Source organism: Candidatus Kryptoniota bacterium (assembly GCA_036567965.1).
In the GTDB taxonomy this organism is placed as follows: Bacteria; Bacteroidota; Ignavibacteria; order Kryptoniales; family JAKASW01; genus JAKASW01.
This window is the reverse complement of the sequence record DATCTN010000030.1, coordinates 186,611-212,223: the sequence shown is the minus strand read 5'-3', so window position 1 is coordinate 212,223 and position 25,613 is coordinate 186,611. Positions and strand designations below refer to the sequence as shown.

At 49.0% G+C, this 25,613-nt stretch carries 19 protein-coding genes; 6 read left to right on the top strand and 13 right to left on the bottom strand.

What is annotated here, in order from left to right; genetic code table 11:
- Positions 1–59: 59 nt before the first annotated feature.
- From VIS48_14580 to VIS48_14555, 6 genes are all read right to left on the bottom strand, one after another.
- Positions 60–1,019 (bottom strand): BsuBI/PstI family type II restriction endonuclease, encoded by a 960-nt coding sequence (locus tag VIS48_14580; protein ID HEY9167378.1) that lies wholly within the window; start codon positions 1,017–1,019, stop codon positions 60–62.
- The gene (locus VIS48_14575) at positions 1,016–2,614 is read right to left on the bottom strand and encodes an Eco57I restriction-modification methylase domain-containing protein (protein ID HEY9167377.1); all 1,599 of its coding nucleotides are present in this window, start codon (positions 2,612–2,614) and stop codon (positions 1,016–1,018) included. Before VIS48_14575 ends, VIS48_14580 begins: the two co-directional genes overlap by 4 nt.
- A 93-nt stretch (positions 2,615–2,707) precedes the next feature.
- On the bottom strand, positions 2,708–7,168 hold the full coding sequence (locus tag VIS48_14570) for an ATP-binding protein (GenBank protein HEY9167376.1): 4,461 nt from the start codon (positions 7,166–7,168) through the stop codon (positions 2,708–2,710).
- Positions 7,169–7,448: 280 nt separating this feature from the next.
- Positions 7,449–8,522: a Fic family protein gene (locus tag VIS48_14565; protein HEY9167375.1), complete on the bottom strand. Its 1,074-nt coding sequence runs from the start codon at positions 8,520–8,522 to the stop codon at positions 7,449–7,451.
- A 95-nt stretch (positions 8,523–8,617) separates the two neighbouring features.
- On the bottom strand, positions 8,618–9,883 hold the full coding sequence (locus VIS48_14560; GenBank protein HEY9167374.1) for an asparagine synthetase B: 1,266 nt from the start codon (positions 9,881–9,883) through the stop codon (positions 8,618–8,620).
- Between the two features lie 8 nt (positions 9,884–9,891).
- Positions 9,892–11,730: a tetratricopeptide repeat protein gene (locus VIS48_14555; GenBank protein HEY9167373.1), complete on the bottom strand. Its 1,839-nt coding sequence runs from the start codon at positions 11,728–11,730 to the stop codon at positions 9,892–9,894.
- A gap of 107 nt (positions 11,731–11,837) precedes the next feature.
- Here VIS48_14555 and VIS48_14550 point away from each other — a divergent pair, with 107 nt between their 5' ends.
- The 6 genes from VIS48_14550 to hemW all read left to right on the top strand — a co-directional run bounded on the left by VIS48_14550 (position 11,838) and on the right by hemW (position 18,620).
- Positions 11,838–12,155: a hypothetical protein gene (locus VIS48_14550; GenBank protein HEY9167372.1), complete on the top strand. Its 318-nt coding sequence runs from the start codon at positions 11,838–11,840 to the stop codon at positions 12,153–12,155.
- 158 nt (positions 12,156–12,313) lie between these two features.
- Positions 12,314–13,609: a hypothetical protein gene (locus tag VIS48_14545; protein HEY9167371.1), complete on the top strand. Its 1,296-nt coding sequence runs from the start codon at positions 12,314–12,316 to the stop codon at positions 13,607–13,609.
- A 191-nt stretch (positions 13,610–13,800) separates the two neighbouring features.
- Positions 13,801–15,633 carry a translation elongation factor 4 gene (gene lepA / locus VIS48_14540; protein HEY9167370.1) on the top strand — a complete coding sequence of 611 codons (1,833 nt, stop codon included), beginning with the start codon at positions 13,801–13,803 and terminating at the stop codon, positions 15,631–15,633.
- A gap of 1 nt (position 15,634) precedes the next feature.
- Positions 15,635–16,510 carry a signal peptidase I gene (gene lepB, locus VIS48_14535; GenBank protein HEY9167369.1) on the top strand — a complete coding sequence of 292 codons (876 nt, stop codon included), beginning with the start codon at positions 15,635–15,637 and terminating at the stop codon, positions 16,508–16,510.
- An 86-nt stretch (positions 16,511–16,596) separates the two neighbouring features.
- Entirely contained in the window at positions 16,597–17,490 is an 894-nt protein-coding gene (gene lepB, locus VIS48_14530) for a signal peptidase I (protein HEY9167368.1), read from the top strand.
- Positions 17,460–18,620: a radical SAM family heme chaperone HemW gene (hemW, locus tag VIS48_14525; GenBank protein ID HEY9167367.1), complete on the top strand. Its 1,161-nt coding sequence runs from the start codon at positions 17,460–17,462 to the stop codon at positions 18,618–18,620. Before lepB (VIS48_14530) ends, hemW begins: the two co-directional genes overlap by 31 nt.
- Here hemW and VIS48_14520 read toward each other — a convergent pair.
- Genes VIS48_14520 through VIS48_14490 form a run of 7 tightly spaced genes read right to left on the bottom strand, consistent with a single transcriptional unit; the run spans position 18,612 to position 25,543 of the window.
- Positions 18,612–18,983: a hotdog domain-containing protein gene (locus tag VIS48_14520; protein HEY9167366.1), complete on the bottom strand. Its 372-nt coding sequence runs from the start codon at positions 18,981–18,983 to the stop codon at positions 18,612–18,614. The two genes, hemW and VIS48_14520, sit on opposite strands and share 9 nt — an antisense overlap.
- Positions 18,980–19,411 carry a hypothetical protein gene (locus VIS48_14515; protein HEY9167365.1) on the bottom strand — a complete coding sequence of 144 codons (432 nt, stop codon included), beginning with the start codon at positions 19,409–19,411 and terminating at the stop codon, positions 18,980–18,982. Before VIS48_14515 ends, VIS48_14520 begins: the two co-directional genes overlap by 4 nt.
- Positions 19,395–20,564 (bottom strand): nicotinate phosphoribosyltransferase, encoded by a 1,170-nt coding sequence (locus VIS48_14510; GenBank protein ID HEY9167364.1) that lies wholly within the window; start codon positions 20,562–20,564, stop codon positions 19,395–19,397. The genes VIS48_14515 and VIS48_14510 overlap by 17 nt, the downstream gene beginning before the upstream one ends.
- A 6-nt stretch (positions 20,565–20,570) precedes the next feature.
- Positions 20,571–21,875, bottom strand: coding sequence for a glycosyltransferase N-terminal domain-containing protein (locus tag VIS48_14505; protein HEY9167363.1), 1,305 nt, complete (start codon positions 21,873–21,875; stop codon positions 20,571–20,573).
- Positions 21,857–23,077: a peptidoglycan DD-metalloendopeptidase family protein gene (locus VIS48_14500; GenBank protein ID HEY9167362.1), complete on the bottom strand. Its 1,221-nt coding sequence runs from the start codon at positions 23,075–23,077 to the stop codon at positions 21,857–21,859. The genes VIS48_14505 and VIS48_14500 overlap by 19 nt, the downstream gene beginning before the upstream one ends.
- Positions 23,052–23,810, bottom strand: coding sequence for a DUF4292 domain-containing protein (locus VIS48_14495; protein ID HEY9167361.1), 759 nt, complete (start codon positions 23,808–23,810; stop codon positions 23,052–23,054). Before VIS48_14495 ends, VIS48_14500 begins: the two co-directional genes overlap by 26 nt.
- On the bottom strand, positions 23,807–25,543 hold the full coding sequence (locus tag VIS48_14490; GenBank protein HEY9167360.1) for a tetratricopeptide repeat protein: 1,737 nt from the start codon (positions 25,541–25,543) through the stop codon (positions 23,807–23,809). Before VIS48_14490 ends, VIS48_14495 begins: the two co-directional genes overlap by 4 nt.
- Positions 25,544–25,613 lie beyond the last annotated feature (70 nt).

Genomic DNA, 25,613 nt, shown 5'->3' with positions numbered 1-25,613 from the left:
AAGGTGGATGAATTGGCAGATCGCGGTTGAATCAGGACGACCGAGGAAGTTTGCCTCTCTCATCGCGATCCGATAAAACGGCTGCCATTGAAGTGAATCATATGGTCAGGAGAATCGGCCAACCACACTTCCGTCTCCCAAGCTATGTCGAGCGTGTGTCTCTTAAACTCAGTGAAATCTGGAAAGGCTGTGACGTAAACTTTTCCGGCTTTGCAGTCCTTCAACAGCTCTTCGAGTTCGATGATCCGCTTTGGTGACACGGGACCATGAGCAGTGACTGCCTCGATTACAATAAGCCACTTGCGCAGTTTATCGTACAGGACCACATCTGGAAACTTGGTGTGCTGATCAAACGTTATCCCTAAACTTTCCAACCCAATAGCATCGCAGTATAGATCTTTGTTGGCAGCGTCTCCAAGATAAAGGAGAATACTGCCCGAGGCAAACCTCGGAGCGAACTGCTGGACAATAGCTATTTGAAGTTCGTTGTGCTTTCCGGGCGAAAGACTTAACTCAGTACCATCAGCGAGCTTGAGAGGAATCATGCCAAGCTTTCGTTGACTCGAATATTTCTCACGTAACGTTCCGACCTTCTTCTTGAAATCCTCAAGCTCTTTTTTCCAGTTGGTCGTACTATAAGCTTGGACTACCTGCAATGCTTCGTCCGTCAAACGGTAATGATTGTCTTTGCTGTTAGTCGGAAGGTTGGGGTCTTCCGGGTTATGGTCAACTATACCAGCTTGGACAAACTGGTGAAGGGTCTGACGCCTGAATGTCTCACGGGAGTTTTCGGCGTAGTTTCTTCCGTAGTGCTCCCGGATGAAACGCATTATACCTGGGAACCTCGGATTCTTTTTGTTTCCAACAACGGACATGCTCAGCTGCTTTGCCTCAGGCCAGCTTCCGTCCTTTTTCAGGTCGCACAGGGCTAGGAGGGTGAGCGCGGACCGTTCGTTCTGTTGTCCTTTAGGGAGTCCCAACGCTTCTAAGATTTCCTTGGCTTCGCGTAGCTTGCTCATTTAGTTACAGCTACCTCCTCACTAAACAACTCACCCACTACATGATTGACCGTCGCTTCATTGTAGTCATTGCCTGCGATAATCCTATTGCCGATCTCTTTGATTGTTTCCAGGGGTGGCAGAGTCATTTCCCTCAACTCCGTCGCACTCACATTAACGTTGCCGTTGAATGTTCTGAAATAGGTATCGAATAACTTGCTATTCAAGAGGGCGGCAATTCCGACCGCTTCATTTCTCTGCAAATCTCCCTTTAGGCGGTAGATGTAGTTAAGCTTATTTTCAATTCCGATATATTCCGGTTCATCAGGCATCACAAAATGAGGCGCGGCGATCAGCCTGCTCCTGTCATCCTTCGCGCTGAACCGCCGCAGCAGGACATAGTTACGGTTGGGGAGAAGAACGTTGTCGCTTGCTCTACAAATCTCGATGTACTGGCCATTGCCGGGTTTATGAACCGGCCACCGAACGTTCATCTTCGTCACATTGTGAAGCCAGTATAGCGGTGCCAACAAGACCTTTCCGTTCTCAAACGTATCCCTGATGAATCTCCGAGCCCGAAACGCGACTACGCGGCCCGTGGATATTTGGAACCCATAATCTCTCAACCTCTGATTCCAACTTTTGAAGAGATTGATCACGTTCTCTTCAGTGTCGGTAACGGGGAGATGCAAAATCTTCTCGCGTGAATCGAGATCGAGCAGAAGTGACTGTGTGTGCGTCTTCTCGCTCAATAAATCTAGGTCTCTCATTCCGTGAGAGGAAGAGATGACAATCTGTGGGCGGGCTTCGCTCTGGTTTAATGACTTTGCCTTGATGATGAGAAGCTCTTGAAGCACATCGTCTCGCCTGAATGTCTCATGGCGGGATACAAACAGGTGGACGCGGTTCACCTGTACGTTAGAGAAAAAGAATTTCCGGAACGCCCTAAAATAGTCTCCCGATGCAAAGCTTCTCGGCGTGATAAAAATAAGCTCTCCGTTTCTATTCATTAACTTTGACGCCACCGCCATGAAGAGCGCATAGATGTTAGGCTGACCGCTGACAACGCACTCGGCGACTTTTGTTCTCAGGTCTTGCTTAGAAAGTTTGAAGTACGGCGGATTAGAAATGATATAGTCAAAGCTCTCCAGTTCCGGTTTAACAATAAGACCGATGGCGCGGCCATCTTCAAAAATCCGGCTGTTTTCAATTATGAAATCTTTTGCAATAATCTTGTATTTAAGCTCAACGTCTTTCTCACGGAGCCACCGTCCAAGATACTCAAGGGCTCTTTCGGCAAACTTCAAGATACTTTTGTCGGTCTCGTAAGCTGTCAAGTCGATTGAACTTATTCTTCCCCGTTTTTCGATCAGGTTCTCAACCAGCGCGCAAGTCAATATAGCCGTGCCGCAGCCGGGATCGAGGATCTTAATGGAGCGCTTCGAAGTATCCGCAAGCCCGCCCATGAAACGTGCAATTGCAGTCGGAGTGAAGAATTGCCCCTTGATCTTCTTGTGGTTCTTTGTCGCGAAGGTAGAATACTCTAGTCCTAACCTGTCCGCATAATCGGTGGGAAGCTCACCCTCGAGCGGTTTTGACTTGAACTTTCCTGTCACAGCTAAAAGTTAACACGGTTACCTAGGGTGAACAAATGGCAATTGCACAGTAGAGCGATCTTTCGGTGAAGACGGTAGTGGGTATCCACCTCTTCAGACTTCGGTCTTAGCCCCATTTTGCAGTTTCTTATAACCGTCAGCCATGATCTTCTTAGCTAACTTGGAGAGCAGTTGCTCCTGCATTTGCTGCTTCTTTGATAAGGGCTTTTTCTTCGGGATGGTGATCCTGACCAATCTTGGTTTTGTCTTCCCTTTTAGTATTCCTCCGTCAAAATAGTACAAGCCGCTCATTTCTACGTAGACTTTCGGTTGTACGTTATGGGCTCCTTCACGGTACACTTGTTTTTCCCCCAGCATTGCCCAGAACACTTCAAGATTATTTTTCTTGAGGTAGTCAAAAAACTCTCTTTTTCTGACAAGAAGGCAGGAAATGCTTCGAGTTCTTACTGAGGGGTCGAACGCCATGATTCTGCGCGACCGATCAACCACTTCGCCTTCGAAAGAACCAAGACGAAGGTTCATACCGTTGAATACAGGCTTGTTCAACATCATAAATCTTATCGCTTCATCCTTCGAGCAATCGTATTCCTCCCCCCACAAGAAGTTCTCAGTCGTGACCATCACTTTTCCGTTCGCTCTTTTACCTGGTGGCGTGACATCATGCCAATCGTCTCCTCGATAGTAATGGCTTGCGAATGAGTCATACGCAGGGGACCAATACATCTCTCTATAGAACACTTCATATAAACTATCTCTGGATTCGGGCATCCATCTGCCCATGAAGTTCACATGATTGAGAGATGTTTTTATTTTATTGAAGTCTTTTGACTTTGCCAGATAGCTTCGCAGCTGACACCAGACTATCTTCTGTGGAGAATCCTCTCGGCCAGCCGGCGGCGATTGCCACTCTGGATGTATTTCCAATACCAACCATGCTACACCCTCAGGGTCTTGAACCTCTATAAGGTTTCTGCATTCAGGTATAGTTTTCGTATCCTTTAACCATTTTGTAGCTTCATCATCCCAGGCATTGTATTGACAACCAAACCACCAGCGCCGTGAATGCTTCTCGTATCGTTCAGAGAGAGTTTTCTTAACTGTGATGCTGGGATCAATGTCCCTAACGTATGGCTCCCATGGTCCTTGAAAATCTATCAGCTTCTCTACTCTCCAGGAGGAGTCGTCTTGCATTTGGAATTTGTCCGAAACTTGCGCCAATAATTCATAGAATGCAATCCACTGATATTTCTTGCCGATCCTTTCAATCTTCCTCCCCGACCTCCCAACATAGCTTTGTCGGTGATCGATACCACGGTCATAGTACCCATGCTTTTCTACATCATATCCCAATTCAAAAATTCTCTTCAGTGCCACGTTACTCAATCCTTGGGGATCTAATTTGTTCCATTGCCTAAATGCACTTTGAAATATATACCTACCAAAGTCGCCATAGCGAGCCACTCCTCTCCCGTATTCTGTCACCATAGAGTACACAATAGCGTTCTGACTCCAAAAGTGATCTTTGAAATCCTCCGAGTCATGCTCAAATTCATATTTTTTTATATCTTCATTTGTCGGAAACACTGTCGGGAAATCGCTCTTGAAAGGGGGGCGAATTCTCACTGCGTCTATATCAAGAGAAATTCCTTCACGAAGAGCGATCTCAATGACCCCTCTCGCATAATCCCGAAGCAGAACATGCGGGTAAATTTTTTCTTTGAGGAATACAGTTTCGTAAATGTACTTGCTGAGGTTCTTCAAGCCGTCAAGTTTCACGGACCTAAGAGTTGTTCCATAAGCGACCGCGAACAGCCGTTCGTAAACGTAAGGATCGTTTACTCCTTCGAACTGCCGCAAGATTGCCTCCATGATGTCGAGTCTTTCATGTAAGAGGCATACCATTGCTTTCGTGGCCGAGTCCCTCAAGTACCTATTTGAACTCGTGAAAAACCACGCCAAGACAATTCCGATAAGCCTTAAAGAATCTGATGACGCGTTCGATACATTCTCAGGTAACCAAGCCCAGTCTACTATCCTGGCTATGATGGATTCTTCGTCGAAATTGGAGTTTATGTAGATTGTCCACCATGCATCCCGATCTGCAAGCGTGAAGCGGGAAAGATGTTTATGAAGAAATTCGGCGTTAAACGGGTGCCTCGGGTTTGATGCAATTAAGAGGAGCATCTCTAAGAAGTGGTCCTCCGTTCTTTCGCCCTCCGAAATGAAATTATTGATATAGGATAGGACTCTATGGGATACGGTCTCAACTTTCCTCCATATTAAGGATTCTATAAACGCATTTACGACGGTGTCATAGTCTCGCGTGCGAGGACACAGTTCGTAGAATTCAAATCCCACGGCCTCTGGTAAAATTATAGAGAATGCTTCTATCATCCCTGAGTTCATTAAGGCGGATTCTTCATCAGCAGCAAGTGTTGAAAGTCGTTTGATTAATGAAAACTTCAACCGACAAGAGGCTCTCAGACAGCTTTCAAGTAATGCTGTCAATGGTGAGATTTTTTTCGCATTGATTTGCCTACGCATCCAAATCTCGGGCCCGAGGAATTGCTTGACAGTCAAGTCGGCGACTCTCATATCGCCGAACCTTTCATACGTGAAGTAAACCCCCTCTTTCGTTTTCTTTGTATCAATCCAAAACATGTCTTTCGAAAAAACCCCCTCGGAAATAAGTTGCTCCAGGAAATTGTTCCTTGATGGATTTATCTTTCTTAGCTCAGATTCTAAAAGATCGAACGCTTTTTCATACGGAACCCACTTCTCCGATGAAACTCGAACTTCATTGGCAATGAGATATACACATCTCCCCACTAAATCCAAAGAATTGGAATAATCGAGTTGGTCTGGCCTCGCAAGTTTATTATTTACTGCTGATAAATAATATTCGAATATCTTTGTTACTCCCTCATAGCCTTCTGGAGGTCGTGTGAGTCCCGATTTCTTCAAGCCTTCGCAGAATAGTTTTAGGAACAATGGGTTCTGGTATTCAGGATGCAAAAGAGGGACACTTGGGGTTTCTATTCCATAGTATTCAAAGAATTTCTTTGTGGCCGCATTTTCCACTCCAGCAAAGCCCTCATGATTGACCCGTAAGGCCAAATCGGCAGGAATGATTTCTTTTGGAAGTATAATGTCCTCATATGAACTTCTGACGCTTAGGACGAGACCAAGCCATCTGTATTTCTTAAAAGTCTTAATAAAAGCCTTAATAGTATTCGGCCATATTAGTTTTCCTCTTCCCTCGTTGATAGCATCAATGAATACCAATATCCGTGAGTGAGATGCTTCGGCGCGCGAATCTAACGCCCCAAGAAAATCATCCTCACTCCCCTCAAGTCTCAATACGTTTTTTAATATCTGGGTCCAAGGCTCTTCCTCAGTGATAAGCTTCTGTCCAAGCAATAAGATGCTCATGTGGCCAATCTGTTGCATATGTTTTGCAGCATCTGCAAGAAGGTGCGACTTACCCACACCAGCCTTTCCAGTGACAATGAGGATTGGATTGTTGGCAAGGATCGGAAGGTTACTCTCGAGCAATCCTCCCAAGTCCAAAATACTTTCGCTAAGCTCGTCGAGATCATCGCTCTCCTGCCTATAGTTCTCTTTCTCGTCTCCATTTACATTTGACTTTGCGTTCTCGGAGAGCTGCCGTTTTGATAGATAAATTTCCTTTCGGTGGGAATCGAGGCCGTCAAGGAATTTTGAACTTAGATTCTTCAATGAGGCAACATCTATTGGTTCACATTCAGAAAGGTCTGTCGGATCAAGTTTCCCAGTTACCTTTCGCAAGTATTCCTCCGTTTCACTCCTCAGCCGACCTAAATTGCGTTTTTCCAGTCGCCTAATAAAATTGTCCCCTTTTTCCTTGATCTCAACCAAATGATTCCTCAGAACATTTCTAAATCGCTCGGTTCGCGCCATGGCGTCAAATAGTCGGGCAATTCCTAGTTCAACGTTAAGCTCGTCAGAGTACCGATTACCTAGCGAATCAATACTTGCTGAAAGTCTATCAGCAAACCACTCGTCGGTGAATTGCTCAGCGTTGAACCAAAATCGAAGCCTGCCTGCATGTTCTGGCTTTGAGAGTCTAAGAAGCATCTCATGACTCCCCCAATAAACAAAATCAACTTCTCGACTTCGTCTTTTGGCAAACTTTTTCCATTCTTTGGTCTTCTCGTTCCACACATCGTTTACGGAGTGTCTCTCGGTATCTCTTGGGTCCTGTAGGTCTATTGGTGCAGCCACATAATAGGTAGACAACTTCGGATGAGTGGCTAATGCTCTTTCGAAAGAATTCTCAATTTGCTCCCATTGGGACCTTCCCAATGTAAAGAAATACTTTGCTTGCCATCCGAATTCGCTTCCGTCTGCAAGTTCACAATAACATTCAACGCCACCATCAGGAGCCGCGACCCTTCTAAATGACTTCTTGTTGGGAACAGGTTCCTCACTTGCCAATTGGCAGACAAGTTCCTCGAAGGCATTGTTCTGAGAGTTGTTGAAAGCTCTTATTCTACGCCAGTCGAATACTTGCATGTGGTCGCCTTTTTGCTTTTTGACGGTCCCCGTTTGACTTTAAAAGTTATTTCTTTCGGCCATGAAGTTCAAACAATTCACCAATCGGACTGACGTCAACTAAGAGCTGTCAGTCCTCAGGTATGAGCAATCAACTACCAGAATAAAGGAAGTGAAGATTGGCGAGGTATATCCGTGCTCACGTCTTCTGCGGTTTCCTCTCCGCCGCCATGATTAACGACGCAGGAAATGACAATAGTGCGATCTCCGTGGTCTAGTAAATGCGTCAGAAGAACCCCCTTCACTTCTTCAGAAGGCCGAGAAGTTTCTTGTTTACGAAGAAGTGATATTTGCCCACAACCGCCTCGCCGAGGATCTTAGCGCCGGCTAAAGTCGACAGGTAACGACTTGCGGTCGTGTAATGAATGCCCAACGCCTTGCCAAGACTCACGGGAGAGATGATCGGGTAGGTGAAAAGCGCTTCAACAAGATCGCCGGAATAAATCCGAGGAAAATCGATCCTGATTTTCTCTCTCATCCTGCGATACAAATCCATGGAAGCCGTGAGAGTCTCTTTCGTTTCCTTTGCCTGAAGGTACAAAGCATTCAACAGGAAATAGACCAATGGCTTCCAGCTTCGCTTCGAGCTCACCTCGCTGAGGAGGCGATAGTATTCCGCCCTGTTCTTGTTTATGTAGCCGCTTACGTACAACAAGGGTATAGACAGGAAGCCCCGCTCTACCAAATAGAGTACCATCAAGATCCTTCCCGTCCTGCCGTTGCCGTCAAGGAAAGGGTGAATCGCTTCGAATTGATAGTGAGCGATCACGCACATTATCAATGGATCAAGGTCGGTGCCATCATGAATGAAATTCTCCCAGTTGCCCATCAGTCCGGAAATCTTCTGGGCAGGCGGAGGAGTGTAGATTACTTTTCCGGCGACAACATCCTGAATGCTGTTTTGCACTCTACGATAGCCACCGGCGGATCCCGGCAATAGCCTTTTCTGAACACCAACTACGATACGCGACGATAGAGGAAGTTTGCCCAACTGTTCGAACCCCCACAGCAGCGCTTCCCTGTAATGGAGTACTTCCTTTTCAGGTTTCTGCCGTTCAATTTCAGGAAACAACTGCATCTGCAGTACGCTCTCAACCGTCGTGTTGATGTTTTCTATTTGAGAACTCACGACCGATTCCTTGAGCACAGCGGGCGAGAGGAGAAGCAGCGGGTTCGGGAGCGCGGATGAATAGCCCTTCAACTCTCCCAGCTCTGTGCGCGCTTTCAAGAGAATCTTTGTCGTCTCTGAGTCGTTGAAGTCGACTGCCGGCGGGAGCAAAGGAAGGTCAAAAGGATATATAGCAGAAAATGACATATCGCTTACGGTATGTCACAAAATGCACACTTTTGCGATATGATGCAAACGATGACAATGTTCCCGTTCGACCTCGACCCGGGATATCGAGACTTTCACGTCTTCTGAGGTTTCCTCTCAGCCGCCGGAAAAAGAATGTTGTTGAGTATCAACCTGTAGCCCGGTGAATTCATGTGAAGGGAAAGATCGGTCGGAGGATCGCCCACTAAATGTTCGTAAGCTTCGGGGTCGTGCCCACCAAGAAATGTCCATGTCCCCTTCCCGTAGTCACTGTGGATGTACTTGATCTCGTCCGTGCCTTCCTTCTGGGCAAGCACAACGACGTTTGGCTTTATCAGATCTTTCTTGAATGATGTCGTCTGCCCCATGAAATTGTGAATTACGTTTACCTGATCCTGAGTCAGCATTGTGGGGACCGGATCGTATTTCGCGGAGAACTGGAACAGCGTTACGTAGTCCGTTGTCGGATCGCGGAACTGTACCATGTCGTTTTGAGGATCGTTTATGTCTGAAAAAGCGTAACGATACGGATCGGTAACCAGTTTGAAATTCTCGAATGCGAGACACTGGGAGTAGTCCAGTCTCTGCTGTGCGTCTGGATCAGGCGGGTCGCCGTCGAACATGACGTCACAAATGTCTGTCCGCTGAGCAGCCAGCGCGATGTCAAGCGTTTCTGTCGCAGAACACATCGCGAAAAGGAATCCTCCCTGCCCGACATAGTTCTTAATTGCCGCCGCCACTGCTTTCTTCTCGTCTGAGACTTTCTTGAACCCGAGCTTGTGTGCCTCTTTTTCGTAGGTCGCCTGCTCCTCGATGTACCATGTTGCATTGGCGTACGATGCGTAGAACTTGCCGTACTGACCCGTGAAATCCTCGTGATGAAGGTGAAGCCAGTCGTAATTCGAGAGCTTCCCTGCAAGGACATCTTCGTCCCACACCTGCGTATACGGAATTTGTGCGTACTCCAGAGCTAGTGTGACCGCATCGTCCCACGGCTTGAAATTGGGCGGAATGTAAACCGCAATCTTCGGTGCTTTCTCCAGCCGCACAACGTCCATGTTGTTGTCGACATCCTGCACCGTAGCATATATCTGCGAGGCCTGGGCCCCCGAGAGTATATCGAAAGCAACGCCGCGGATCCTGCACTGGTTCGCGACGTCGTCGTTGTAGTCGAACATGAACGAGCCGCCGCGGTAGTTCAGGAGCCAGTCGACCTCCTCACCTTTTTCGAGTGTGTAGAACGCAATCCCGTACGCCTTCAGATCGTTCGTCTGTTTCAAATCCATGTAAACGAATATCTTCGTCTGGCACAACGAGACTTGCGAGAGTAAAACCAGAATCAGGAAAATTGTCTTCTTCAAATGCTGCCTCACGAGTTTCCGTTTGACATTTCAGCAATAATCGATCTGACCTTGTCCTGATAAATTGAATTGGGAAATCGAATCAGGAAATTCTCGTAGACCGAGATCGCCTTCTGCTTATCGTGGAGGGTAAGCTCGTAGATCCTCCCCGTATTGAACTGGGCCCTGTCTGCAAATATTCCGGTGCTGTCCTCGGCGAGAATTGCCAGATACTTCAGGGCTTCGGCCGGCTTACCCAGTTTGCAATAGTCTGTAGCAAGCGCGAGCCGGGCATTATCGGCGAGCGGCGCCTGGGGATACTCCTTCAATATTTGCTGGTACACTTCAAGCGCCTCCGCCACGCGGTCCGAGGTCTCCATCGAATTGGCTGAAGCAAACTCCTTCAGGACAGCTGGACTCCCGATGTTGTTCACAATAAGATCAAGCAGCTGAATGGACTCATTAGCCGCATCAGATTTCGGGTTAGCTGTGATCGTTCCTAAGTAATACTTCGAGCTGTCGTACATTCCCATGAAGTACAGTGCAAGAGCGGACTCGTACCTGAGCCTGTCGCATATCTCATTGGAAACTCCCTTGCATGATTGAATACTTCCAAGTGCGGTGTCCAGCGCTTCCGCGAATTTTCCTTCTGCCATGCTCAAGCGAATTCTTAACAGAACGCCGTCAGAATCTGTGGCCTTCAGGATCCCGCCATATTTCGAGAACATAGTCTCCGCTCCGGGAAAATCATCGAAGTAGCTGATCATGATCTCGATCGACCTGAGTACGGCCTCGCTCATGAACGGACTTGAGGGAAATTCATTTATGACTCTTCCGAATGCGGATAGCGCGTTTCGCAACTCCGTGAGCGAATCTTCAGCCGGACAAGGGATGCTTTCATCAGACGCATGCAATTCGCCCATTCTCAGAAGAGAATTCCCATATCCCATTATGGCCTGGGCTTTTGCCGGAGTCGCATGAATGAGCATCGAGACTTCGTCGTAGGCGTTCGCGGCGACTTCGAAAGCTTCGTCATTATAGGCGCGGTCGGCAAAAGCCATCAACTCACTCCCCGGAATATCTGAATGCTCGTCAAGCCACTTGTACGATTTGTATGCGGATGAGTAATCCTTTGTCTCCATATAAAGAAAAGCGAGGATCCTCCTGTAATCGACATTGCCGGGCGATTGTTTTACTTCAGTTTCCATTTGCGCGATGATCTCACCAAGCGCCTGTTTACTTGATGCGTACGCTCCGAGCTGCTGCTCGATATATGTAATGGCGAAATTCTGATTCTGAATGGTCAACAATTTCATGAGCTCTTTCACAGATTCGCCGTAATTCATGTTGAGGAAGTACAATCTTGCGATGTCGGAAATGAAGGACCCGTTAGATGACGGAAGTGCGTCACCCTTCCTGTAAACGTCTATCGCCCTGTCGAACAACCTGTTGTTTATCAAGAACCCCGCAACTGCCCGGTAGGTAGCCGGGTTGTCTGGATTCAACGCCAGCGCCTTGTTCCAAAAAATGAAAGCGCTGTCGGGGGAGCCGCCTTTGTAGTATGCGTCGGCAAGTTCGCACACGAGGACAATGTTCGTCGAATCCGATTCGATCCGTTCCATGACCAACCGCTCGGCGTCCGGGTATAGTTTCAAGGACATGTAAGTTCGCCTGAGCCCGTCAAAGTACATGATGTTCGAGGGATTGAGCTGGTACAATTGTTTGTAGAATCCCAGAGCTTTTTGATATTCGCCCGACTGCTCGAGAGCTTGAGCTATCCTGAAATTGTTCATCTCATCAGGATTCTGCGCAAATCCAGGAGCCACCATGAGGCCGAATACCATTGCCGGGACTAAGAACCTCCTCATCATGTTCTGAATTTATACGGGCGGATAGTGACTAACAATGTTTCAATTTCTTAAATGCGATTGTCAAGCACTTAGCCACTGGAAAGTTTCACCCGTGAGGAGACGTCGTGCCAAGAAAATTCTCGTTGAGCTCGACAGGTCGTCATTCCTGTCCTATCGTCATCACGTGTCCCACCACGCTGACAGAGAGAGTTGATCCTGATGCTATGCCAATGAGAGCAGGGGGCTACTTTCAAAGTGAAGTGACGTCGACAAATTCTCTCACTGTCATTCCCGTCCGACCGCAGGATCGGCGGCCGGATCGTGGGGACGTGCTCTTAGCGGGAATCTATCTCCATTCTCCACCATGGATTCCCGATGCCGCGTTGCGGCATGCCGCATACTCGTATAGAATAATTGAGCGGCATAGGAGCATTCGGGAATGACATTTGTGTTTTTTTTGAACGCCGTAGAATACTCAACGATGGGACATTACAGTAGCATCAAAATAGCCCACTACCCAAATGAGACTTGATTTGATCAGTTGTACCCGATAAGTTTTGGGAGTGGGATAACTCAGAAGGCTGATGCACAGGAGTCTAGAATGAGAAATTCATTCGTTTTACTACTTGCCATTTCGAGCGTGCTTCTTTTCGGTTGCACAAAAACTTCACCCGTCTCGCCGAATATAAATAATCTCGGAGGCATCACGTTTGAGTTGGATAAGTCGACAGCGCCTCAGGAGGTCGCCGCTGTCGCTGCATATCTGAGTCGATCCGGATTCGACACGCTGAGCAGCGTTCTCAATCTACTTTCAGATTCAACTGCCGGGATTACGATGGAAAATATTCCAACCGGTAAGTGGCACCTAACTGTCGAGGCAATGAACAGCAGCGGAATGACAGTTTATTCAGGTGAGACGGATGTGGATGTCGAAGCGGGCGTCACCACGCAGGTGAATTTAACCCTTATGCCATCGACCGGGATCATAAACATCACAGTGAACTGGGGAACCGGATTGAGCTTTGCCGATTACGGCTCAAACCCCGTTTTCACCGCAAGCCAGAATCCTGCGTCGCCTTTGGGAGTCGCCGAGGCAAAGGTGATCGTAAGCGACGGAATCTACAGGATGTGGTACCTTGCAACCTTCTACCCGCGACTCCCGAGCATCTGGTACGCGATATCGAGCGATGGGATATCGTGGACGAACCAGACCAGCAGTCCCGTCCTCAATACTGACGACAGCACTTCATGGGACTGTGGCTACTACATTGCATGCGGAGGAGTGATAAAAGACGGAAGCACATTTAAGATGTACTACAACGCGATCCAGTCGCCATACGGCAAATCAAGTACGGGACTCGCGACATCCTCCGATGGAATCACGTGGGAGAAATATGCGACGCCCGTTCTAACCGGAGACTCAGCTCACTATCATATCGGCACTATATCGGTCGTGAAATCCGGCAGTACTTATTTCTTGTATTATAATTCCTCCCCGGTCAATAATTACAATTCATGGACGATCAATGCCGCCACGTCGACCGATGGCGTACACTGGACATCATATTCAGGGAATCCTATATTAGCTCCCACTTTTTCCTGGGAAGGTGGCGGCGTGACTTATCCGTCCGTCATAATCGACGGTGGCCAGTTCGTCATGTTGTACGAGAGCACTGACAGGACGAACTACGGACTGGCATATTCAAGCAACGGACTCAACTGGACAAAACGATCCGGAGATCCGGTGTTCAGCACGGCGCAGACGAAACAGTCGTGGATCCAGATCGATTACCCCTGCCTCGTAAGTACCGGCTCCGGGTACAGAGTCTACTACACGGGAGTGGACGCATCTGATCACTTGAATATCTCGTTTACCTCGACCCCGGCACTTCGCTGACCGGGCTTAAAGTCAGCACTCCGGGTTCAGAAATATCTGTTGCAGGACATAGCAGCTCCGACCAGTAACTACAGGTAGACTGATTCGTCGTTTTACCAATGCGACGAAGTCCACGTCAACTCATAAATTGATAAACCATGCCTCATTGCGTATATTAACGCATAAATGCACGATACGAGCCAATCACACAAATGAGTTTTTCCCCGACTGAACCAGTTCGGTCCTCTCAGAAAATTCGCAACTTCTGCATCATCGCCCACATCGACCATGGGAAGTCGACGCTGGCTGACAGGCTTCTCGAGCGAACCGGCACCATCACAGCACGTGAAATGATGGACCAGGTGCTCGACGATATGCCCCTCGAGAGAGAACGCGGCATCACAATAAAGAGCCATGCCATCCAGATGAAATACAGGAGAAAGAATGGCGATGACTACACTCTCAATCTCATCGATACACCCGGGCACGTCGACTTTTCTTACGAAGTGTCGCGTTCTCTTGCTGCGTGCGAGGGAGCAATACTAGTAGTCGATGCTTCACAGGGAGTCGAAGCTCAGACAATCAGCAACGCTTATATGGCGGTGGATGCGGGACTTGAGATTATACCGGTCATAAATAAGATAGATCTACCCAGCGCGATGATCGATGATGTCAAGAAGCAGCTTGTCGACCTCATCGGGTGTAAGGAAGAGGAGATTGTGCTCGCAAGCGCCAAGGCAAACATGGGAATCGACGATGTGCTTGAAGCGGTCGTCAGCAGGATCCCGCCGCCTCGCGGAGACGTCGATGCCCCTCTTCGCGCTTTGATCTTCGACGCTAAATACGATTCATACCGCGGAGTTGTCACCTACATAAGGATCGTCGATGGCAAGCTTAGAACGAACGACAAAGTGCTCTTTCATAAGACGGGCAAGTCTTTCCTGGCTGAAGAGGTCGGCATACTCGGAATGACCAGGGTTCCCGTTCAGGAAATAGAGGCGGGAAATGTCGGTTACCTGATCGCGGGTGTGAAAGAGCTGACTGAAACCCGCGTGGGTGACACGGTGATGAATTTCACCAATCCTGCCCCGGAGGCGCTACCCGGGTACAGGGAGGTGAAGCCGATGGTGTTCAGCGGGCTCTACCCTGCCCAGAGCGAGCACTTTGAAGAATTGCGCGACGCACTTGCGAAGTTCAAACTGAACGACGCGGCATTTCTTTACGAGCCCGAGACATCGACTGCACTCGGATTCGGATTCAGGTGCGGCTTCCTCGGTTTGCTCCATATGGAGATCGTCCAGGAACGGCTCGAGCGCGAATTCAACCAGACGATTATCACTACCGTTCCGAACGTCGAGTATAAGGTTGTGAAATCCTCAGGAGAAATTCTTCTTGTCGACAATCCCGCGAATATGCCGTCGCCCGCTGAGATCGATCACATCGAAGAACCCTATGTCACCGCGCAGATCATTTCCCCGTCGGAATTTATCGGCAATGTCATGAAGCTTTGCATGGACCGGCGGGGCGTTTACAAGAACACTACGTACATCGACACGAAGCGGGCCGATATCAGATTCGAGCTGCCGCTTGGCGAAATTGTGTTCGACTTCTTCGACAAGTTGAAGTCGCTGACGAGAGGTTACGCATCTTTCGACTATGAATATCTTGATTATCGCGAGTCTCAGCTCGCAAAACTTGACATACTTCTGAATGGTGACGTTGTGGACGCCCTGTCGTCTGTGGTGCACCGGGAAAAATCATACGACTGGGGAAGAAAACTCTGTTCCCGTTTGCGCAAATTGATTCCCAAGCAGCTATTTGAAGTTGTAATTCAGGCGGCTATCGGGAGCAAGATCATCGCTCGCGAAACCATTTCTCCTATCCGGAAAAACGTGCTGGCAAAATGTTATGGCGGCGACATAACACGAAAACGAAAACTTCTCGAGAAACAAAAAGAAGGGAAGAAAAGAATGAAGCAGATCGGGCGCGTCGAAGTCCCTCAGGAAGCCTTTCTTGCAGTACTTTCCCTTAATGACGAGGAATAACATGGCACGTACCGAACCCAGCACGAAGAAAAAGAGTCCATTCCTTTCACTCGGTACTTTTATTACAATTGTGATAACATTGGTACTTCGCGTGTTCGTAGTTCAGGGTTGCACGACCCCGACGGGCTCGATGGAGAACACGATACTCGGCGGCGAAACCATGTTGGTGAACAAATTCATTTACGGAGCTCAGTCTCCAAAGTATATTCCCTTCACGGATATCGGAATACCGAGCTTCAGGCTCCCGGCGATCCGCCATCCTCAAAGAGGCGACATCGTCGTTTTCAATTGGCCTGGAATGAGAGACGAAGTGATCCCGCACGAGCGAACAGATTACCTCAAGCGCTGCATTGGCTTGCCGGGCGACACGATTCAGATCGTCAACCGGGCCGTGTACGTCAACGGAGAACTTTTCCCTAATCCGCCGGGAGAGAAGATCGAATCGAACCAGATACTCCCGAGGAGTTACTCGAACCCCCAGATTTTTCCGGAAGGTTCCGCGTACAACGAAGATAATTACGGACCGATCGTCGTCCCCAAAAAGGGAGACAGGATCTCGGTTAATGCCGGCACGTTCACTCAGTGGAAGATATTCATCGAACGCGAAGGGCACACTTGCATTCTCCAGAATGGAAGCGTACTTGTTGACGGCAAGATGGAAACAGAATATGTTGTCACTGAAAACTATTATTTCATGATGGGAGACAATCGCGAGAACAGCCTGGACAGCCGGTTCTGGGGATTCGTGCCCTGGAAGAGCATAGTCGGAGAGCCGATGATCATATACATGTCATGGAATCCGGACGTCCCACTTTACGATGTATTTGCCAAGATCGGATCGGTGAGATGGGACAGGATCGGAGTTGTTCTCAATTAGACCGGAGTCATCCGCCGGCTGAACCGCGTCATTATTGAACTGCGCTAAGAGATAGGAAAGAAAACATAGAAGGAAGAGAAGGAAAATTGGCACAACAGAAAGCACCAACCAAGGCACAGAAGCCGCCGAAGAAGAGACTAAGGGATTCGATCGAAGGCCTGATATTTGCGATCATCGCAGCGCTTCTTCTCAAAACATTTGTTGTGGAAGCATACAGGATCCCGACGGGGTCGATGGAGAACACACTTCTGGTGGGGGACTTTCTTCTGGTGAACAAGTTTATTTACGGTTCGAAGAGCCCCCAGTACCTTCCGTTCACGGATATACAACTCCCGTATTTCCAGCTGCCGTCGCTCAGGACTCCACGGCACGGCGACGTGATAGTATTCGAATGGCCGGGCGACAGAGACCAGGTAAAGCCGCCTGAGCCGACGAACTACATCAAGAGATGCATCGGATTGCCCGGAGACACCGTGCAGGTGATCAATAGGTTGCTCTACGTGAACAGTGGAATTGTCCCGTATCCCACCGATGTCAAGTTCGAGGCGTTGACCATGCTTCCGAGAGGTTATCCCAATCCTCAAATATTTCCGGAAGGTTCAGATTTCAACGAAGACAATTACGGTCCGATCGTGGTGCCTCACAAGGGCGAACTCATTCCGCTGGATCAATCGGATTACCTGAAATGGAAAATCTTCATCCGAAGAGAAGGTCACTCGTGCGACATCCAGGGTGGAACAGTCTATGTGGACGGCAAGCCAGTGAAGAACTATTCCATCGAAGACAACTATTACTTCATGATGGGCGACAATCGGGAGAACAGTCTCGACAGCCGGTTCTGGGGATTCGTGCCGTTCAAGAATATAGTCGGCGAGGCGATGATAGTTTACTGGTCGTGGGATCCGGAAATTCCATTCTACAGTCTCTTCTCCAAATTAGGAAGTGTACGATGGGGCAGAATCGGGATGCTCATACGATAGGTATATACGTCCATATTCCCTTCTGCGAGAAGAAGTGCTTCTACTGCGATTTCTACTCTCTGGAAAACCATTCTCTGCGGAATGAGTTTATTAGTTCATTAGTTCGGGAAATATCCGGAATCACCGCCCGCACTTCTGAAAGGCCAAAAGCAGATACGATATTCTTCGGCGGCGGTACACCTTCTCTTCTCTCGGAAAAGGAATTCGATTTGATACTTGACACCATCCGCTCCAACTTCGACGTCTCGGAGGACGCGGAGGTAACTGCCGAATGCAATCCCGGAACGATCGATCTGCAGAAGTTGAGGGCGTATTCTGATCTAGGCATTAATCGCCTCAGCTTCGGTGTACAGTCATTCTTCGATGACGAGCTCAAGTTTCTCTCCCGCATTCACGACTCAAAGCAGGCTGCAGCCGCGATCGAGACAGCTCATGCTGCGGGATTCGAAAATGTAAATCTCGATCTCATGTACGCATTGCCGGGTCAGACAATTCCACGGCTTGAATCGAATCTCAATCGAGCGATCGAGCTCGGCACAAAACACATTTCCGCCTATGCGCTGATAGTGGAGCCGGGTACGCCGTTGTTCTCGGCTGTCGCTGAAGGAAAAGTCGATCCCGCCGGCGATTCTGAAGAAGCAGCAATGTACCAGCATGTGATGGAAGCTCTTGAAAACAGCGGATTCAACCACTATGAGATTTCAAATTACTCCAGAGATGGGTTTAAGTGCAGGCACAATCTAAAATATTGGAACTGCGAAGAGTACGTGGGGTTCGGCCCAAGCGCTCATTCCTACATGGCAGGTAGAAGATGGTGGAATGTCTCCAGCCTGACGAATTACGTAGATTCAATTTCGGCGGGCAAGTCTCCTATCTCGGCCGCGGAAACCTTAAATGATTCCCAAAAACTGGATGAATTCGTCCTTCTGAAACTCCGCCAGGGTAGATTAAACTTGATTGAAGCTGCAGAGAAATTTGGATTATCGATCGGCGCTCAGTTCGTTGCCGATCTTGTCAAGGCTGGTTACGCATCACTTTCCGTCGACACGCTTGCTCTCACAAGTAAAGGCTTTACCGTTTGCGACGAGATTGCGGAAGATCTTCTCGCAAAACACTCCGTTTCAGTATAACTCTCCTTTGCGGATAAGGATTTGTGTCTGTGTCCCCTCGCAGATCTTTCCTTTTTGATTTCTTGCCTCAATCGTACACGTTACCCTTTTGCCATCCATTTTCGTAAGTGCCGCGATCATCTCTACTGTCTCTCCGATTCGGGTAGGAGCGATGTGCTTGAGAGAGATTTCAAATCCGACAGCCTCCTCGTGCTCTTCAAGAAACGGCTCTATGAGACGTCTCGCGGCGAGTTCGGCGTAATAAACAAGATGAAATGTCGAGAGCACTTCATGGACAGTCTTACCCTCGAATGCCGCCACCATTTTTTTCTCGACCTTAAATGTTACGGACGACTTGCGGCCCGGATCGAGCCCGCTTTTCACTTTGAATTTGCCTTGTCTCGTTCGATAAGGAAATACTCTTTCATCAGACCGAAGTCGGATATGAGCTTTCTCATATTTTCAAACGATCCGCCCGAAGGTGCAAGGAACTCTTTTCTAAATTCATCCCTTGTATCCTCAGGCAAACCCCCGACCAGGATTTCCAGTTTGGCTGAAATTCGATCAAGGAGCGTTTTTAATTCATCCGCCGCTCTTGATTTGTCCACACCGTTAGATCCGGCTGAGCCTACCAGCCTGTAAACTTTTTGAAAACCCTTGGCATCGAACGAAAGATCCTCGAAGATAGATGACTTCCCAAGCCTGCTACTCGATTCTTGAAGCAGTTCCATCCAATGGCCGAATTCGAATTTTCTTCCGAGTGCTTGTGTTGCTTCGGATATCAGCGTCTTTCCGTCAGAATTCGGTTTCAAGCTCTAATCTCAAATCCTTCAACTGCCGTAAAACGAAGTCTCTAATCTCCTGAGGAGTCCTCTCTTTCGACAGACGCTTCCCGTTGTCTAATTGCGGCTTGAGGAGTGGAGTATAGCCTCTCTTTGGATTGGCTGCTGACGGAAGTACTTCGCGAGCGCCGGTTTTCGCTTTCAAGTAAACTTGTTTCTCACCCGACAACTTTCCTCTTTTTGAGACGGGTGTTCCTTCTATCTCGACAATATCCATCGCGAAATCCAATACCGGCGCACTGCTTATTGATGTTCCCACTCCGTAGGAATCGACTACGTCGTTTAAGTTCTTTATTGAGTTCTCATTTACGCCGCCGCTCACCAAGATCTTGACATTTTGAAATCCGCGGAGATCCAATTCCCATCTGACTTCTTTGCAAATCGCGTGAAAATCTCCGCGTCTGGAACCTGGTGTGTCGAGCCGAACCGCGTAGAGTTTCCTTCCGAGAGCTTCCGCGACCCGAACAGCTTCAAACTTCTCATCATGAAAAGTGTCGATCAGGACTGTTCGTTGGACGAGGGGGTCGATTACAGTTTCGAAGGCCTTGGCAGCCTCGACGGTATCTCCGAAAAGCAATATCATCGAGTGGGGCATTGTCCCCGACGCCCTAAGTCCCAGCAGTTCTGCACCGGCGATTGTGGCCACTCCATTGCAGCCACCGATAAAAGCACTCCTGTCGATCATAGGTGTGATTGCGGGATGCATGCGTCTTGCGCCAAAGTGAATCACAGGCTTCGTCCCTGCGGCAATTCTTATTCGCGCCGCTTTGGTCGCTATGCCTGACGCCTGGCAAAGAAAACCGAGTATTGCTGTTTCATATATTGCAAAATCCTGGTAAAGACCTTCTACAATCAACACCGGTTCATTGGTGTGGAAGACCGACCCCTCAACCATCGATTTGACATTCACTTTAAGCGTGCTGAGGAGCGACAATGCTTCCTCGAGACCCGCGAACACCGCCCATGGATAGTCTTTCGGAAAATGCTTCACCACAAATTCCGCTTTAACCCGCTTTAGGATTCCCTTTGCGTTAAGTACCTCGAGAGCGCGCACAAAGTAAATGTCTGTAACTTTTCCGTCAAGGATTTCCCTTGAAGATGCGATATGAAACGGTTTGTCCATATATCCTTACTGCGGGCTTCCGCCGCACATTAGTTTGATTTTGTCGGCGACGAAAATTGAAGCACCGAGATGGCGATCCACAAAATTTTTCGCAGTCGTGCCGGCTTTTTCCCTTGCGCTCCTGTCGCTGATCATTCTGCGAAGGATCTCATAGCTGTCTTCCGAATCCTTAACATAAAAGAGGGCACCCTCTTTCATAAGTGCAACTGCTTCGTCCGATCGCTCTATCCGTGGACCTGTGATTATCGGAATGCCGTAGACGGCAGGTTCGAGGACGTTGTGTACGCCGGAGCCGAAACCTCCTCCGACATATGCTATATCGCCAAGCACGTAAAGCTGGGTCAATAATCCGACCCGGTCAACAATGAGAAATGAAAAACCTTCGGTCGTGCCGTCAAGCTCAGATAAGATCATTGTCCCGGTGAAAGCAGCAGAGAGTTTCCTGACTTCATCCGAGGTCGGCTCGTGCGGCACGATCAATATCAGGAGTTCCGGATATTCTTCAGTTAGCTTCTTGAGCGCGCCCGTCAGCACATCGATATCCTGCGGCCACGTGCTCCCCATTACGACCACTGTCCTGCGTGACCGATCAATCCTCAATGGGAGCTTTTCCAGTACGCTATTCGTGACGCTCCGGGCGTGAACCCTATCGTATCGAGTGTCACCGGCGACTTCAGCCTTGCCTTCGCCGATGAACGAGTCGAACATTTTCCTGTGCTCTATCGTGGTCGTGAGTATGGCGTCGCAACATTGATACAATTCACGAAAGAATTCTTTTATGAAAGCGGATCTTCTGAGGAGCTTTGTCGGAAAAGTCGCGTCGGCAAGCATGACCTTCGCTCCATGTTTCCGGGCCTCGACAAGATGGTTCAACCAAAGATCATATCTCATCACGATAACGGCGGCAGGCGACACCAATTCAACGAACCGGCGGGCGTTTTTTTTTGTATCGAAAGGAATATATGTCACGACGTCCGCAAAGGGGTAATTGAGCGAGTAATCGTGACCGGAAGGCGAGAAGAATGTGACCACTGTCTTGTAACCCGATTCTTTCATGAGCTCAATTATCGGTTTTGCTTGCTCGAACTCTCCCAGCGAGGAGGCATGGAACCAGACGCGTTTGCCATGAGGAATCTTCTCAAGTTTTTTCTCAAGATCGTGAAAGAGTTTTCTCCTCCCGACGAAACCCCGCCTCGCCTTGCCGTTAACGAGCGATGCTGCAAGGAAGAATAGACGCATGGCGTTGACGAACAGAATTGAATACAGGAAATTCGTCTTCCCGGAAACAGGGCTCACTTCTTGCTTAGCCATGATTCAGGATCCTGTTTATCTTTGTCGACCCAAACTTCAAAGTGCAGCACATATCCTCCGAGAGACTCACCAATCGTTCCCAATGTCTGGCCTGCTTTTACTTTGTCGCCCTCCTTCACGAAGATATCTGAAAGATGCGAATACACTGTACGCAGGCCGTTATAATTGTCGACGATTATCAGATTTCCGTAAGAAGGGAGCCAGAAAATTCTGGAGACTTCCCCATCTGCAACGCTTTTCGCAGAAGCATTCTCGGGAACAGAGATGTCGATCCCGTAGTTAAGAGTCACCGTCTTCAGAACCGGGTTCTCCTGTTCGCCGAAGCGGGCGACGACTTTACCCCTATCGACCGGCCACGGGAGCCGCCCTTTACCTGCAGGAAGAGTTGCCGGAAGTGGAGGGGTAACAATCCGCGCTGACTCATTTTCGGCGGCAATGCGCGCGGCTTCTTTTTTCCTCGCCTCTTCTCGCTTCGCCTCCTCGGCAATCAATTGCTGGATCGTCTTTTCCAACTCGGCCGCTGCGGTTTGCGACCTGGTCAGCTGCTCCGCGTAAACTTTTTTGTTCTTCCGGAGCTTGGATATCAGATTCTGCTGCTGGACGATGCTGGAGCTCAGCTCGGCCTCTTCCCTGTTCTTCTGGCCCAAATAGTCCTGTTGCTTCGAAAGCTGGCCCCTTAGATCGGACTTGAGATCCGAAAGTCTGCTCCGTTCGAGTACAATGGCATCCATGTCGGATTTTGTCTGATCTGAGAATTTCTTCATGTACTCATATCTGATGAGCATTTCATTCACGGAGGAAGCTGTCATCACAAGTTCGAGATCGTGGAGTCTTCCCTCCTCGTAAAAACTCCTTGCGAACCGCGCGTACTCGTTTGTGAGGTCGGACAGTTTTCCGCCCGCGTCCTTAATCTTCTGCTCCACAATTGAAATGCTCCTGGAATTAGCCGCGATGCGATCCGACGTCTTCTTTATGCTCTGACGCGTCTGGAAATTCTGTTTCTCCAGCTTATCGAGAGCGGACAACGAAACGGTTTCCTTCTGACTGCTCTCGGCGATCTTCTGCTGATAGAGTTTTATGTTCCCCTGGAGCTTCTGGAGCTCCTGCTTCTTCTTAGTGACCTTTTGTTTTTCCTGAGGAAAAGCGGCGAGGCTGAACGCCGTCAGCAAAAGGACACTAATTGAGAATAACTTCCTGAGCATCCGGCGGCACGTTTAGTTCGAAGTCGTCCTTCTGATTCAACGTGATATCCTGGTAGTAAAGTCTTGCAGAGACCTGATGCCTCGCGTCTTCGAAGGATATACTTCGCGGGAAATAAATCTGGTCGATCTTGGTGAAGTTCGAATATTCGATTTTCATGACTTCATCACCTGCGATCGTCTGGCGGTACTCCGTCGTACGAAGATACTCGCCGTCCACTGTGTATTTTTCAACGGTGTCCTGACTCACGTATGTGAAGTCCGCAACCTTCCCGTCATAACTTGACGATGAGTCGGGCTTGTCAAGATGCGCGAGAGGTACCATGAATCCCAGAAGTAGATCTGTAAACGACGAGCCGTTTGTGGCAACCATCAATAAACGTCCAAGATTGGAAGCGCTGGGTTTGCCGACGAAAACCTGGTTCTTGATGCTGTTATACACGATAAGCGTGTCGGAAGTGATCCTTACCTTCGCGACCTTGATGCCGAACGGACCGTACAAATTAACCATTGCCTGGGACGGTCTCTGGATAGAGAGCTCGAACCTCGCGTTGAACGAGCCCTGAGGAGTCTCGAAATTCCCGTAACCCGTGGATGTGAACGAGGCAAACGAACCCGACTGCCCTTCGATGTTTTCCGCAACCTGCTCGGCCGTCAGTCCGGACAGGTTTACGTAAGTTGTGGCACAACCCGCAAATAGCGCCGCAAGAAAGAAGATCAAGAATATGCGGCTCAAGTCTTAGTCTTCTCGATCTTCTGTTTGATCGATTCGTTGCCCGGATCATGGCCCAGCGCCTTTTGCCAATACTCCACCGCTTTGGTCTTGTCACCCATGCTGGAATAGATATCCCCAAGATGTTCTTCAAGCGTCGCCGGAGATCCATCGGCCGCAGTTCTCAAAGTAAGCGCCTTCTTGACGTATGAAGCCGCCTTATCGAAATCCCCGAGCTTGAAGTAAACCCAACCTATGGTATCGAGGAATGCGCTGTTGTTGGGATCGAGTTGAATCGCAAGCTGTGCCATCTTGAGCGCGCGATCAAGATCCTTCCCTCTTTCTGAAAGACTGTAAGCGTAGTTGTTCAGTATTAAAGAATTCTTCGCGTCAATTTTCAGCGCTGTATCGTAAACCCTGTAGGCGTCATCGTACCGTCTCAAGGCTTCGTAGACGAGAGCAAGAGTGCTCAACGCATCCATGTCCGTAGGATTGAGGGAGACGGCTTTTTCAAGCGGCTTCACCGCTTCCGCGTTTCTTCCGTCTCGATTCAGTGCGATACCGTAAAAAAGATTTAGTCTGAAGTCTTCAGGAACACACCCCACGGCCTTTCCCATCGCGTCTGCCATTCGCCTGAAATCGCTTTTCTGAAAATAAAATACACCAATTGCCTGCCACGCGCCCTGGTTTGTTGAATCGAGTTCGACGGCTTTGTTCAAGTACACACCGGCCGTCGAGTCATGGCCGGCATATGATGCGCCGAGACCGGACATCAAATATGACCGCGAGTCTTTCGGATACATTTTCAGGAGCCGTCCGAAGATTTCCTGCGCGAACGGCGCAACAGAAGAGTCGCGCTGCATTTCGTTCAGATAGAATTGCCCGATAGCGAACTTAGCGTCGGCTTTCGTGGAATCAGATGTGAAAACGGTATCGAGAAGGCTGTCGGCCGCCTTGAAGTTTTTCATTCTCAGGTACGCCGTCGCTGCCCTTGCTTTCAGGTCGAAATCGCTCCGGTTCGTTCGCATCAATTCCTGCAGGAGGTCGACCGCCGCTTGATTCCTGTCGGTCTGCAGGTACAGGTCGACCAGCATTTCTTTGAGCGGTAAATTGGAAGGATCGAGCTTCAGCATCTCGTTCAGGACATTGATTGATTTTTCGAATTGATCCGTCGAGTTGTAAAGTTGAACGAGCTGCATCATGGTCGGAAAATCGGGGCCATGAAGCTGAAGAGCCTTCTCATATAGATCAGCCGCCGTTCGTGGGTCGTCCCGCTGATACAATTGGGCCAGGACTACCAGATCAGGGACCTGAGTGCTGTCGATAGCCAGGATTTTCTGAAATTCAATTTTGGCGCTGTCCACTTCAAAACCCGCGAGGTATGCCTGGGCGAGTGTGCGCCTGTATGAAACGTTAGAGGGTTCAAGTGCCACCGCTTCCTTCGACGTCTGGATCGCGTTGTCGGGTTTTCCCAGCCGCGTGTAGTCGACGGACATGGCATCTAGTATTGCGGCGTCGTCGTAGAAGCGGAGGGCGTCCTGATAATCGAGGATCGCTTTTGCGAATTCGCCCTTCGCATCGTTCAGGCTTCCATCCATGAAGTGTTCCATCGCGGCGCGATATTTGGGATTATTCGCAACCGGATCATCCTGCGTCAGCCCGGTCTTCTCCGACGGAGCGGTAGCCAATTTGCCCGCGGAACAACCGCCAAGTGTCACCGCTAAACCGACAACAAAAATCAAAGCTGACTTACTCACAAGTACTCCTCACTTCACAAATTTAGCCTTGGGTAGCGTTCTAAACAAGAAAGGAAATCGGACTCCGCGT